This is a genomic window from Morganella sp. Je.2.23, from assembly GCF_051129855.1.
Lineage (GTDB): Bacteria > Pseudomonadota > Gammaproteobacteria > Enterobacterales > Enterobacteriaceae > Morganella > Morganella sibonii.
The window spans coordinates 289,757-302,925 of the sequence record NZ_JBCPSQ010000001.1; the positions used below are offsets into that span (position 1 = coordinate 289,757).

Sequence of the window (13,169 nt, forward strand, 5' to 3'; positions counted from 1 at the left end):
AAAAAGAAGGGTGGAAAACCGGCAGAAAATATGTAAGAAATGGTTACAACCAGGCGGGGTGACAGAATATATTTCTGTTTTACGGTATTTTTACAGAAAGGGACAATCGCGGAATGATGAATGGAATAAGTTTTGAAATTAATGCTGTTTCAGAAAATAATAATAGAGTTGAATTATTAAAATCATTAATTGAATTTACAGAGACACTTAATCCGTTATTTTATACGGTAAATACAGAAATTGGTATGATGCCTCAGGCGGCGACATTTGATACCTGTATGGTACTGAAACAATATACAGGCAAAAAAATCATTCCGCATATTGCGATAAATAATAAAGATGAGTGTGAGCTTGACTGTATTCTCAGCAGATATATAAATGCGGGGATAAGCAGTTTCTTTCTTATCAGGGGGGATAAACATATTCCCGGTGCGGAAAAATCATTTAACTATGCAATTGACCTGATACGGTATTGCCGTGAGAATTTCAGAGAGGCGGAAATAAGAGCGGCGATTTATCCGGACTTTCATAAAGAAACGGTATCACCGGCAGAAGAGCGGTATTGGATTAAGGAAAAAGCCGGGTTTGGTATCCGGGAGTTTATTTGCCAGTTTTGTCTGAACAGTGATGCCATTTCTCATCTTAAACAGACCGCCGGTCATGATATCCGGATCGTTCCGTCGCTCTTTCCGCTGGCTAATTTCAGCTTTATTGAAAAGTTCACAAAAGCAAACGGCATCGGTTATCCGTCATGGATCAGAAACGTGATTTCCGACCCGTCGCTTCACTCAGTGGCTGACGAGGGCGTTGCGTTAACCCGTTTCTTTATCCGCTCTGCATTATCAGAATCAGGACGTTTGCATCTTTTCACACTGAATAATCCTGAGCTGCTGAAAACAATATTCAGTGAAGCAGAGTGAACCCGGTTACCGGCGGCGCAAATAAAAACAGCACACCGGAGTGTGCTGTCAGCAATAACAGTGAGATAACTTAATACATCACTTTATGACCATAGCTTTCCAGGATGGATTTCACTTTTTCCATGGTCTCTTTTGACGGTGGCTTAACACCATCAAGTTTGTATTCTTCATTCATTGCCGTCCACTTATGCTTTCCTAACTCATGGTAAGGCAGCAGTTCAATCTTCTCGATATTCTTCATATCTTTGGTGAAATCACCGAGAAGGTGGGCGGAATGCTCATCATCAGACCAGCCCGGCACGACAACATAACGTACCCAGGTTTTCTGATTCCGTTCAGCGAGATAACGGGCGAACTGTAATGTACGGTGATTGGACACACCGACTAAATTCTGGTGGATGCTGTCATCGAGTTGTTTTAAATCCAGCATAACCAAATCCGTCACTTCCATCAGCTCATCGATGACCGGGTCATAACGGCGGACAAAACCATTGGTATCCAGGCAGGTGTGAATACCTTCTTTTTTACACTCACGGAACCAGTCACGCACGAATTCAGCCTGCAGTATCGCTTCACCACCGGATGCTGTCACACCACCGCCGGATGCATTCATAAAGTGACGGTAAGTGACCGCTTCTTTCATTAACTCGTCGACAGTGACTTCCTGACCGTCATGCAGATCCCATGTATCGCGGTTATGGCAATACAGGCAACGCATCAGACAGCCCTGGAAAAAGACGATAAAACGAATACCCGGACCATCGACGGTCCCGCAGGATTCAAATGAGTGAATACGACCTAATACTGACATGACAGGATTACTCCAAAACTGACCAGTTATAATAAAGGCCCCGAAACAGAGGGGCCTTTTAGTTTAAGTTATTTTAATAAGACAGCAAATGGTTACCGCACAAATTACATGGATTTTGTGAATGTACGGGTAATAACGTCTTTCTGCTGTTCTTTAGTCAGTGAGTTGAAACGAACTGCGTAACCAGAAACACGGATAGTCAGCTGAGGATATTTCTCAGGATTTTCCATTGCTTCTAACAGCATTTCGCGGTTCATTACGTTCACGTTCAGATGCTGACCACCTTCGATGCTTGATTCGTGGTGGAAGTAACCATCCATCAGGCCTGCCAGGTTAGTACGACGAACATCGTCATCTTTACCTAACGCGTTTGGTACGATAGAGAAGGTGTAAGAAATACCATCTTTCGCGTAAGCAAACGGCAGTTTGGCAACGGAAGTCAGAGAGGCAACAGCACCTTTCTGGTCACGGCCGTGCATAGGGTTAGCACCTGGTCCGAACGGAGCGCCTGCGCGACGGCCGTCAGGAGTGTTACCGGTTTTCTTACCATACACAACGTTAGAAGTGATGGTCAGAATTGACTGTGTAGGTACTGCGTTACGGTACATGTGGTGTTTCTGAATTTTCTTCATGAAACGTTCAACGATGTCACATGCGATGTCATCAACACGGGAGTCGTTGTTACCGAACTGCGGATATTCACCTTCGATTTTGAAGTCAATGGCCAGGCCGCTTTCGTCAATAATCGGGCTTACTTTCGCATATTTGATAGCAGACAGGGAGTCAGCTGCAACAGACAGACCTGCGATACCACATGCCATAGTACGATATACGTCACGGTCATGCAGAGCCATCAGAGCTGCTTCGTAGCTGTACTTGTCGTGCATATAGTGGATGCAGTTCAGTGCAGTTACATAGTTAGTTGCCAGCCAGTCCATGAACTCGTCCAGACGAGCCATAACAACGTCGTAATCCAGAACATCTGAGTGAATTGGTTCGTGTTTAGGACCAACCTGGATTTTCAGTTTTTCGTCAACACCGCCGTTGATTGCATACAGCAGGGTTTTAGCCATGTTTGCACGGGCACCGAAGAACTGCATTTGTTTACCGACGATCATCGGGCTCACGCAGCATGCGATTGCGTAGTCATCGTTATCAAAGTCAGGACGCATCAGGTCATCGTTCTCATACTGTACAGAAGAGGTATCGATAGACACTTTAGCTGCATAACGTTTGAAGTTCAGAGGCAGTTTTTCAGACCACAGGATGGTCATGTTTGGTTCCGGTGAAGGACCCATGGTGTACAGGGTGTTCAGGAAACGGAAGCTGTTTTTGGTTACCAGAGTACGGCCGTCGGTACCCATACCTGCCAGAGATTCTGTTGCCCAGATTGGGTCACCGGAGAACAGTTCATCATACTCAGGGGTACGCAGGAAGCGGACCATACGCAGTTTCATGATCAGGTGGTCAACGATTTCCTGAGCTTCAACTTCAGTGATTTTGCCTTGTTCCAGGTCACGCTGAATGTAAACATCCAGGAAAGTAGAAACACGGCCAAAGGACATTGCAGCACCGTTCTGAGACTTAACAGCAGCCAGGTAGCCGAAGTAAGTCCACTGTGCAGCTTCCTGAGCGTTAGCAGCAGGACGGGAGATATCCAGACCATATTTGGCAGCCATTTCTTTCATCTGGCCTAATGCACGGTGCTGTTCTGCGATTTCTTCACGCAGCTGGATAGTTTCACGCAGATCTTCACCGCTTTCTAATTTAGCCTGCAGAGAAGTGAACTGTGCGAATTTGTCTTTCATCAGGAAGTCGATACCGTACAGTGCAACACGACGGTAGTCACCGATGATACGACCACGGCCGTATGCGTCAGGCAGACCGGTCAGAACACCGGATTTACGGCAGCGGATGATGTCCGGAGTATAAACGTCGAACACACCCTGGTTGTGAGTTTTACGGTAATCGGTGAAGATTTTTTCGATTTCCGGGTTCATTTCGCGGCCGTAAGCTTTGCATGAACCTTCGATCATACGGATACCACCGAACGGCAGCATTGCACGTTTCAGAGGTTTTTCAGTCTGCAGACCAACAACTTTTTCTAAATCTTTGTTGATGTAACCGGCATCGTGAGAAGTGATAGTAGACGGCAGATCAGTGTCAAAATCGACAGGAGCATGGGTGCTGTTTTCGATTTTGATGCCTTCCATGACAGTAGTCCACAGTGCGGTTGTTGCATCTGTAGCGCCTGCTAAGAAAGACTCATCGCCTTCATATGGGGTGTAGTTTTTCTGGATAAAGTCACGGACGTTAACTTCCTGTGACCAGTCACCCAGATTAAAGCCTTGCCATGCTGAAGCGAATTTTTCATTTAATTCTGACATGATACTTTACCTTTTAACAATGGAACTTAGAAATTCAGTCGTGATAAACAGAGATTAATGCTTCTGGTCACCGCGTAAATGAATCAGCCAATAAGTCAGACCTACTAAAACTGCACCACCAATGATGTTACCGATGGTGACCGGAATCAGGTTGTTAATCACAAAATCAGAAACTGTCAGGGACGGAAACTGTTCAGGCGACGAACCAACCATAGTCCAGAATTCAGGAGGTGCAAAATTTTTAATCACAATCCCCATCGGGATCATAAACATATTGGCGATACTGTGCTCAAATCCGCTGGCAACAAACATACCGATAGGTAAGACTAAAGCTAAAAGTTTATCGGTCAGACTACGGCCTGCGTAGCTCATCCATACCGCCAGACAAACCATTAAGTTTGCCAGAATCCCGAGACAGACGGCTTCAATAAAGGTGTGATGAAGCTTATGATCCGCTGTTTGCAGGATATTTAATCCCCACAGCCCGTTGGCTGCCATTGATTGTCCGGCGTACCAGATGAGGGCGACAAAGAAGAGGGCGCCGACCAGGTTACCGAAATACACGCGGGTCCAGTTTGCAAACATCTGTCCCCAGGTGATGCGCCCGGTGGCTTTTGCCACGCTGGTTAATACGGTGGAGGTGAATAAGTCAGCCCCGCAAACCACAACCAGCATCAGACCGAGCGAGAAACATAAACCACCGATAAGTTTTGCGATACCAAAAGGCACTATGCCTGCGGTACCGGTGGTGGCTGTAATATAAAAGACAAAACCTACTGAGATGAAAATTCCTGCCATAAATGCAGATAAGTATGTGATGTGAGGGGATTTCGTTGCTTTATAGACACCCACATCGTCTGCAACATGTGCCATAGCGGCAGGAGATAATAAATTAAAAAGTGCGTCAGTTTTCATAATGCTAACTGTCTCTTGATTCCAAATAATTATAGCACGCAATGATAGTAGCAAAGGGTGAAAAAATTAAACTTGATGTGGATCATAAAGGCGTTCAAGAGAATCGTCAAATATCCCTGAAAAAGTTGAAAAACCAACATAAGTTGATGTATATAAAGGAAAAACAATTTTTTAAAAATTGTAATATATTTTTATTTTTTATTTTTTATTTAATTAAAGTAAAAAATCAGGTTAACTTGTCGTTTTTGTGTTACTTAAAACGAACAAATTAACCTAATATTTACGTTTATTGCTATTTACGACGATTAAATTGCATTTTTATCGTTTGGCCAAAAATGCGCTTTTGCTTTTTGCAGTTTTTCATAAGCTGCCAGCAGTGCCTGATGAGCAGGAAATGCGGTTAAGTTATTATCAGATGCACATAATCCGAAGAAACAGTTTTTGCCGTTCAGGGCATTTAAGGCCGCGTCCAGTGTTTCCTGACCGTACATGCGCGCAAACGCAGGAAGGTATTGTTCTGCGTCACGATCCGGCTCCTGCGTCAGTAATAACAGAGTATGCAGACAGCGGTAATAGTTTGCCCGCGCAGCACTGAGGACACTGGCGTTGAAGTCCTGTGTCCACTCGACCCAGGCCAGCGCCTGATCAGTATCACCACCCGCCAGAGCCAGCATGGATTTCAGCTCACCGATACGCAGGGTGGACCAGCCGTTATCTTTACCGGCGGCAATGCCCAGTAACTCACGGACACGGGTGAAATCGTCATGACCTTCCTCATCCAGCTGTGCCAGCAGAGAGAGATAATCTTCCGGGCTGTAACGGCTTTCCGGCAGGGCGAGGATCGTTTCACGCAGGTGAATACCCATGGCGTTATTGGCCATATGCAAATCTTCCGCCGGATAAATATCGGACATCCCCGGTACCAGGATACGGCAGGCATACACACCCAGATGTTCATAATCGGCGATATACACTTCGTGGCCGGATGCCGCGAACTGCGCCATCAGTGTGGCAAATTCTTCTTCTGTGGTACCGCGGAACTGCCAGTCTGCGAAATCATAATCCGCATCCTGTTTAAACAGATCCCAGCTGATCAGGCCGCTTGAATCGATAAAATGTGTTTCCAGGTTGGTCTGATCCGCCACTTCCTCATCATCAAATGTCGGCGGAGTGAAGACATCCAGGTCTTTCAGGCTGCGTCCCTGTAACAGCTCAGTGACAGTCCGCTCCAGTGCAACACCGAAATCAGGATGAGCGCCGAAAGAGGCAAAGCAAGTGCCGTTGGCCGGGTTAAACAGTACCACGCAGATCACCGGGTACTGACCGCCGAGAGAGGCATCAAAACAGAAGATCGGGAAACCTTCATTTTCCAGGGTGCGGATTGACTCAACAACCTGAGGATAACGCGCCAGCACCGCTTCCGGGATTGCCGGTAAGCTGATGCGCTCAGCAATAATGCGGTTTTTCACATAACGTTCAAAGACTTCCGATAACCCCTGAACCCGTGCTTCATTGCGGGTGTTCCCGGCAGACATGCCGTTGGACACATACAGGTTGGCGACGATATTCATCGGAATATAGACCGTTTTGCCGTCAGACTGACGGGTAAACGGCAGGGCGCAGATACCGCGCTCTTCATTGGACGATTGCAGATCAATTAACTGACTGCCCTGCAAATCATTTTCCGGATCATAATAGTCGCGCAGATACTGATCGAGAATACCTTCCGGCAGAGAATCATCGTCTGTCAGCGGGAACCATTTCTCATCCGGATAGTGAACAAATTCCCCGTTGGCAATGGTTTCACCCAGCCAGAAATCGGCAAAAAAGTAGTTGGTGGACAGACGCTCAAAATACTCGCCCAGCGCGGAGGCCAGTGCGGCTTTTTTCGTGGCCCCTTTACCGTTGGTAAAACAGAGCGGGCAGTCAGTATCACGGATATGCACGGACCAGACGTTCGGCACCGGGTTGAGCCACGAGGCTTCTTCAATATTGAAACCCAGCTGTTGTAATTTCTGCTGAAAGCGGCTGATGGAATCTTCAAGGGCGGCATCTTTGCCGGGAATAAAAGTATGTGTTTGCGTCATGGGATCCACAATTGCTGTAACGGCCCGCTGCATGCGGACTCAGGAATACCGGGGAAGAAAGGCGCACATAATACGGATTTTTCGTGTCAGCGGCTACCTTTGTGAATGTAAAGTTACCACCGCGTTATTCCGCTGTATTTCCGCCGTGCGTCATGTATCTCCGGCAATACATTATATAATATCCCAATCTGATGGTCAGAGGCAGTCAGATATTCTGCCGGGCGATAAAAAGGGTTTGCCGCCCATCATGCAATAAGCGTTGCAGCGAAGGATGGGGAGTGATAAAACCGAGAGACAGGGCGTATTCATATGATGGATATACAGGGCGTTAATTTACAGATAGGGTGAGGTCAATGAGTCAGGTATACAATTTTAGTGCCGGTCCGGCTATGCTGCCGGTTGAAGTACTGCGCCGTGCTGAGCAGGAACTGTGCAACTGGCGCGGGCTCGGCACCTCAGTCATGGAAATCAGCCACCGCAGCAAAGAATTTATGTCCGTGGCGAAGGAAGCGGAAAATAATCTGCGTCAGATCCTCGCTGTGCCGGATAACTATAAAGTACTGTTCTGTCACGGTGGTGCACGCGGCCATTTTGCCGCACTGCCGATGAACCTGCTGGGTGAGAAAACCAAAGCGGATTATGTGGTGGGCGGATACTGGGCGGAATGTGCGGCAGAAGAAGCAAAAAAATATTGCACACCGAACATTATTAACGTCAGAACCGAATCGGAAGACGGTATCGGTGTGAAGCCGATGAGCGAATGGCAGCTCAGTGATGACGCAGCCTATGTGCACTACTGCCCGAACGAAACTATTGATGGTATTGCTATTCACGAAGAGCCGGACTTCGGCGATAAAATCGTGATCGCAGATTACTCGTCCGCTATCCTGTCAAAACCGCTGGATGTCAGCCGTTTCGGGGTGATTTATGCGGGTGCACAGAAAAATATCGGCCCGGCGGGGCTGACCCTGGTGATTATCCGTGAGGATCTGCTGGGCAAAGCACGCAGAGAAACCCCGTCCATCCTCGATTATACCGTTCTGAGCGGATGCGATTCCATGTTCAACACGCCGCCGACCTTTGCCTGGTATCTCTCCGGTATGGTCTTTAAGTGGCTGATTGAGCAGGGCGGATTACAGGAAATTGCCCGGATCAACTATGACAAAGCACAACTGCTCTATTCAGCAGTAGATCACAGTGATTTCTACATTAACCGCGTGGCGGCAGCCAACCGTTCACTGATGAACGTACCGTTCCAGATGTCCGATCCGTCACTGGACAGCAAATTCCTCGCCGAAGCACAGGCCGCAGGGCTGGTTTCCCTGAAAGGGCATAAAGTGGCCGGCGGTATGCGCGCTTCCATTTATAACGCAATGCCGTATGAAGGCGTGCGCGCACTGGCTGAATTTATGGCGGAGTTTGAAAGCCGTCACAGCTGATTTTTTGCAGACACTTTTCCGGGACCGGATTGATATCCGGCCCCGTTTTTCGTTTTTATGTTATACACCGGAGAATAATTTCGTATGGATTCCCTGACGTTACAACCCATCGCCCGCATTAACGGAACGATTAACCTGCCCGGCTCCAAGAGTGTCTCTAACCGGGCACTGCTGCTGGCGGCACAGGCAGCGGGCACCACACGCCTTATCAACCTGCTCGACAGTGATGATATCCGCCATATGCTCAGTGCACTGCGGGAACTGGGGATACGTTATCAGCTTTCTGACGACAAAACCGAATGCATCGTGGAAGGTCAGGGCAAACCGATCAGCGGATTTAAAGGTATTGAATTGTTCCTGGGCAATGCCGGGACGGCGATGCGCCCGCTGACGGCAGCACTGTGTCTGGGCGATAATGACATTACGCTGACCGGCGAACCGCGGATGAAAGAGCGTCCGATCGGCCATCTGACTGATGCGCTGCGTCAGGGCGGCGCACAGATTGATTTCCCGGAAAATGACGGTTACCCGCCGCTGCGTATCCGCGGCGGCTTTACCGGCGGCCGTATCAGTGTGAACGGTTCGGTATCCAGCCAGTTCCTGACCGCGCTGCTGATGGCTGCACCACCGGCAGAGAATGACACGGAAATCACCATCACCGGTGAGCTGGTGTCCAAACCGTATATTGATATCACACTGGCGATGATGTCCGTGTTTGGTATTACGGTGGTGAATGAAGATTACCGCCGTTTCCTGATCAAAGGAAAACAGCAGTATCAGTCCCCGGGGCAGTACCTGGTGGAGGGGGATGCCTCATCTGCCTCTTATTTCCTTGCGGCGGCGGCGATTAAAGGCGGCACGGTGCGGGTTACCGGTATCGGGCGCAACAGTTTGCAGGGCGACACACAATTTGCGTCAGTGCTGGAAAAGATGGGCGCGAAGGTCACGTTTGCGGACACGTACATCGAATGCACCCGTGATATCCTGCACGGTATCGATATGGACATGAACGCCATTCCGGATGCGGCGATGACTATTGCCACCACCGCGCTGTTTGCGGAGGGGACAACCACTATCCGCAATATCTATAACTGGCGGGTGAAAGAGACAGACCGCCTCAGTGCGATGGCGGCGGAACTGCGCAAAGTCGGTGCACAGGTGGAAGAGGGGCATGATTACATTCAGGTGACCCCGCCGGCAAAACTTCAGCACGCGGAAATTGAAACCTATAACGATCACCGGATCGCCATGTGTTTCTCGCTGGTGGCACTGTCAGACACCCCGGTCACGATTCTCGATCCGGGCTGCACGGCAAAAACCTTCCCCGGCTACTTCAGTGAACTGGCGGCGCTGTCAGAATAAAAAAGCGCTGTTCCGCGCACAGGACGTTTCCTCTGTTGTCACAGATGCGTATAATACCGGCATCTTTTTTCAGGCGGCCGTTGTGACGGCCGCCGGACTGCGACAGGAGAGCGCGCATGGCAGTATATGTTCCGGTTATCACCATTGACGGCCCGAGCGGCGCGGGCAAAGGGACACTTTGTCACGCACTGGCAAACGAAATGGGATGGCACTTACTGGACTCCGGCGCAATTTACCGCGTTCTGGCGCTGGCGGCACTGCATCATCATGTGGATATCACCTCAGAAGATGCACTGGTTCCGCTGGCTGCCAATCTGGATGTGAAATTCCTGGCAAAAGAATCCGGCCTTGAGATTATTCTGGAAGGTGAGGATGTCAGCCGGGGTATCCGTCAGGAAGAGGTGGGCATGACTGCCTCACAAATCGCGGCATTCCCGCGTGTCCGTGAAGCTCTGCTGCGCCGTCAGCGTGCATTCCGTGTGGCACCGGGCCTGATTGCCGACGGCCGTGACATGGGTACTGTCGTGTTCCCGGATGCACCGGTGAAAATTTTCCTCGATGCCAGTGCGCAGGAGCGCGCCCACCGCCGGATGAAGCAGTTGCAGGATAAAGGCTTTAGTGTTAATTTTGACCGCCTTCTTGCTGAGATAGAAGAGCGCGATTACCGCGACCGCAACCGTGCGGTTGCTCCGCTGGTCGCTGCCGGCGATGCGCTGATTCTGGACTCAACAACCATGTCAATTGACGACGTTATTGCCGAAGCCCTCCGTTATACGAAGGCAAAACTGGCAGAAACGGCGGAATGATAAACAAAATTTGCGGGAAATCTGACTGAAAACGTGTTTTTTAGTAGGTTTCTGTATTCGTTTTTGTTTATAATGTTAAGTTGAAGTTTTTTACCGGCAGAGAACAAGGCAAAGAAGCAGTTTTCTGCCACCCCTTTGTGACAAGGAATGTTGCAAGGTATGTGAAACAACCCCATTCGGCCGGATGCTAAATGGACGTTAATACTTAAACACTTGAAGATCAAACATGACTGAATCTTTTGCTCAACTCTTTGAAGAATCCCTGCAGGCTATCGAAACTCGTCCGGGCGCTATCGTCCGTGGTACCGTTGTTGCTATCGATAAAGACGTTGTTCTGGTTGACGCAGGTCTGAAATCAGAATCTGCTATTCCGGTAGAACAGTTCAAAAATGCTCAGGGCGAGCTGGAAATCCAGGTTGGCGACGAAGTTGATGTTGCTCTGGACGCAGTAGAAGACGGTTTCGGTGAAACTGTTCTGTCCCGCGAGAAAGCAAAACGCCACGAAGCATGGCTGATGCTGGAAAAAGCATACGAAGAAGCTGAAACTGTTACCGGTGTTATCAACGGTAAAGTGAAAGGCGGTTTCACTGTCGAACTGAACGGCATCCGTGCGTTCCTGCCGGGTTCACTGGTTGACGTGCGTCCTGTTCGTGACACCACGCATCTGGAAGGCAAAGAGCTTGAGTTCAAAGTAATCAAGCTGGATCAGAAACGCAACAACGTGGTTGTTTCCCGTCGTGCAGTTATCGAATCAGAAAACAGCGCAGAGCGCGATCAGCTGCTGGAAAACCTGCAGGAAGGCATGGAAGTTAAAGGTATCGTTAAGAACCTCACTGACTACGGTGCATTCGTTGATCTGGGCGGCGTTGATGGTCTGCTGCATATCACTGATATGGCGTGGAAACGTGTTAAACATCCAAGCGAAATCGTGAATGTCGGCGACGAAATCACTGTTAAAGTGCTGAAATTCGACCGTGAACGTACCCGCGTATCTCTGGGCCTGAAACAGCTGGGCGAAGATCCTTGGGTCGCAATCGCTAAGCGTTACCCTGAGAACACCCGTCTGACCGGTCGCGTGACCAACCTGACTGACTACGGCTGCTTCGTTGAAATCGAAGAAGGCGTTGAAGGTCTGGTACACGTTTCTGAAATGGACTGGACCAACAAAAACATCCACCCATCTAAAGTTGTTAATGTGGGCGACGTTGTTGAAGTTATGGTTCTGGACATCGACGAAGAACGTCGTCGTATCTCCCTCGGCCTGAAACAGTGCAAATCTAACCCATGGCAGCAGTTCGCGGAAACTCACAATAAAGGTGACCGCGTTGAAGGTAAAATCAAGTCAATCACTGACTTCGGTATCTTCATTGGTTTAGATGGCGGCATCGACGGTCTGGTTCACCTGTCTGACATCTCCTGGAACGTTGCAGGCGAAGAAGCAGTACGTGAATACAAAAAAGGCGACGAAATCGCAGCTGTTGTTCTGCAGGTTGATGCAGAGCGCGAGCGTATCTCTCTGGGCGTTAAGCAGTTAGCTGAAGATCCGTTCAACAACTACACCGCTGTTACCAAGAAAGGTGCTATCGTCACCGGTAAAGTAACTGCAGTAGACGCTAAAGGCGCAACTGTTGAGCTGATGGATGGCGTTGAAGGTTACCTGCGTGCATCAGAAGCTTCACGCGACCGCGTTGAAGATGCTACTCTGGTTCTGAGTGTTGGTGATGAAGTTGAAGCTAAATACACCGGTGTTGATCGTAAAAACCGTGTAATCAACCTGTCTGTACGTGCAAAAGACGAAGCGGATGAAAAAGACGCTATCGCTACTGTAAACAAACAGGAAGAAGCTGGTTTCTCTAACAACGCAATGGCAGAAGCTTTCAAAGCAGCTAAAGGCGAGTAATTAAGCAGCGGCAGGCCGCGCAAGCGGTCTGCTTTTATGATAATCAGGGTAGTCCAGGAGGTTATATGACCAAATCTGAACTGATTGAGAAGCTGGCAGGCCAACAATCTCATCTTCCGGCTAAAGTTGTTGAAGAGGCAGTAAAAGAGATCCTTGAGCATATGGCAAATACGCTTGCTGACGGCGAACGTATTGAAATCCGTGGATTCGGCAGTTTTTCTCTGCACTACCGTGCACCGCGGGTAGGTCGTAACCCGAAAACCGGCGAACAGGTGGAACTGGAAGGTAAACACGTTCCTCACTTCAAACCGGGCAAAGAGTTACGCGACCGCGCAAATATCTATGCTTGATTCTTGACAGAGATAATAAAAATGACGCCGCCGGCGTCATTTTTTTTACAAAAAAAAATCAGAATATTATTATTGTAAAAATGTTAATGATTTATTAATAATATAGAGTTTTATAAGGTTCTGGTGTTGGCAATGTTTAATGTATTTAATAACAGGCTGCCGGAGCTATAATATTCAGTTCATCATAAAATA

10 protein-coding genes are annotated in these 13,169 nt (G+C 48.6%); 6 read left to right on the forward strand and 4 right to left on the reverse strand.

Annotated elements, in window-relative coordinates:
* Nucleotides 1-116: 116 nt before the first annotated feature.
* Complete coding sequence (locus AAZR23_RS01375) at nucleotides 117-920, forward strand: methylenetetrahydrofolate reductase (RefSeq protein ID WP_243846982.1); 804 nt, start codon at nucleotides 117-119, stop codon at nucleotides 918-920.
* Nucleotides 921-990: 70 nt separating this feature from the next.
* Here the strand turns inward: AAZR23_RS01375 and pflA are convergent, their stop codons facing one another.
* The 4 genes from pflA to ycaO all read right to left on the reverse strand — a co-directional run bounded on the left by pflA (nucleotide 991) and on the right by ycaO (nucleotide 7,120).
* Nucleotides 991-1,731 (reverse strand): pyruvate formate lyase 1-activating protein, encoded by a 741-nt coding sequence (pflA, locus tag AAZR23_RS01380; protein ID WP_004235814.1) that lies wholly within the window; start codon nucleotides 1,729-1,731, stop codon nucleotides 991-993.
* Nucleotides 1,732-1,835: 104 nt separating this feature from the next.
* Nucleotides 1,836-4,118 (reverse strand): formate C-acetyltransferase, encoded by a 2,283-nt coding sequence (gene pflB, locus AAZR23_RS01385; protein WP_166707326.1) that lies wholly within the window; start codon nucleotides 4,116-4,118, stop codon nucleotides 1,836-1,838.
* A 54-nt stretch (nucleotides 4,119-4,172) separates the two neighbouring features.
* Nucleotides 4,173-5,033 (reverse strand): formate transporter FocA, encoded by an 861-nt coding sequence (gene focA / locus AAZR23_RS01390; protein ID WP_046893841.1) that lies wholly within the window; start codon nucleotides 5,031-5,033, stop codon nucleotides 4,173-4,175.
* A gap of 305 nt (nucleotides 5,034-5,338) precedes the next feature.
* On the reverse strand, nucleotides 5,339-7,120 hold the full coding sequence (gene ycaO, locus AAZR23_RS01395; RefSeq protein ID WP_166707327.1) for a 30S ribosomal protein S12 methylthiotransferase accessory factor YcaO: 1,782 nt from the start codon (nucleotides 7,118-7,120) through the stop codon (nucleotides 5,339-5,341).
* Between the two features lie 353 nt (nucleotides 7,121-7,473).
* Between ycaO and serC the strand changes: the two genes are divergently transcribed.
* The 5 genes from serC to ihfB all read left to right on the forward strand — a co-directional run bounded on the left by serC (nucleotide 7,474) and on the right by ihfB (nucleotide 12,977).
* On the forward strand, nucleotides 7,474-8,559 hold the full coding sequence (gene serC / locus AAZR23_RS01400; protein ID WP_046893842.1) for a 3-phosphoserine/phosphohydroxythreonine transaminase: 1,086 nt from the start codon (nucleotides 7,474-7,476) through the stop codon (nucleotides 8,557-8,559).
* Nucleotides 8,560-8,643: 84 nt separating this feature from the next.
* Nucleotides 8,644-9,921 carry a 3-phosphoshikimate 1-carboxyvinyltransferase gene (gene aroA / locus AAZR23_RS01405; RefSeq protein ID WP_434690057.1) on the forward strand — a complete coding sequence of 426 codons (1,278 nt, stop codon included), beginning with the start codon at nucleotides 8,644-8,646 and terminating at the stop codon, nucleotides 9,919-9,921.
* 116 nt (nucleotides 9,922-10,037) lie between these two features.
* A complete protein-coding gene (gene cmk, locus AAZR23_RS01410) occupies nucleotides 10,038-10,727 on the forward strand; it encodes a (d)CMP kinase (protein ID WP_046893844.1) in 690 nt (229 codons plus the stop codon).
* 226 nt (nucleotides 10,728-10,953) lie between these two features.
* Nucleotides 10,954-12,627 (forward strand): 30S ribosomal protein S1, encoded by a 1,674-nt coding sequence (gene rpsA / locus AAZR23_RS01415; RefSeq protein WP_004235822.1) that lies wholly within the window; start codon nucleotides 10,954-10,956, stop codon nucleotides 12,625-12,627.
* A 65-nt stretch (nucleotides 12,628-12,692) separates the two neighbouring features.
* A complete protein-coding gene (gene ihfB / locus AAZR23_RS01420; RefSeq protein WP_004235823.1) occupies nucleotides 12,693-12,977 on the forward strand; it encodes an integration host factor subunit beta in 285 nt (94 codons plus the stop codon).
* The last annotated feature ends 192 nt before the right edge of the window (nucleotides 12,978-13,169 follow it).

What these genes read in the sequence shown, in the direction of transcription:
- cmk (WP_046893844.1), top strand. Translation starts at nt 10,038, where the DNA reads ATGGCAGTATATGTTCCGGTTATCACCATTGACGGCCCGAGCGGCGCG.
- pflA (WP_004235814.1), bottom strand. Translation starts at nt 1,731, where the DNA reads ATGTCAGTATTAGGTCGTATTCACTCATTTGAATCCTGCGGGACCGTC.
- ycaO (WP_166707327.1), bottom strand. Translation starts at nt 7,120, where the DNA reads ATGACGCAAACACATACTTTTATTCCCGGCAAAGATGCCGCCCTTGAA.
- aroA (WP_434690057.1), top strand. Translation starts at nt 8,644, where the DNA reads ATGGATTCCCTGACGTTACAACCCATCGCCCGCATTAACGGAACGATT.
- rpsA (WP_004235822.1), top strand. Translation starts at nt 10,954, where the DNA reads ATGACTGAATCTTTTGCTCAACTCTTTGAAGAATCCCTGCAGGCTATC.
- pflB (WP_166707326.1), bottom strand. Translation starts at nt 4,118, where the DNA reads ATGTCAGAATTAAATGAAAAATTCGCTTCAGCATGGCAAGGCTTTAAT.
- serC (WP_046893842.1), top strand. Translation starts at nt 7,474, where the DNA reads ATGAGTCAGGTATACAATTTTAGTGCCGGTCCGGCTATGCTGCCGGTT.
- focA (WP_046893841.1), bottom strand. Translation starts at nt 5,033, where the DNA reads ATGAAAACTGACGCACTTTTTAATTTATTATCTCCTGCCGCTATGGCA.
- ihfB (WP_004235823.1), top strand. Translation starts at nt 12,693, where the DNA reads ATGACCAAATCTGAACTGATTGAGAAGCTGGCAGGCCAACAATCTCAT.
- AAZR23_RS01375 (WP_243846982.1), top strand. Translation starts at nt 117, where the DNA reads ATGAATGGAATAAGTTTTGAAATTAATGCTGTTTCAGAAAATAATAAT.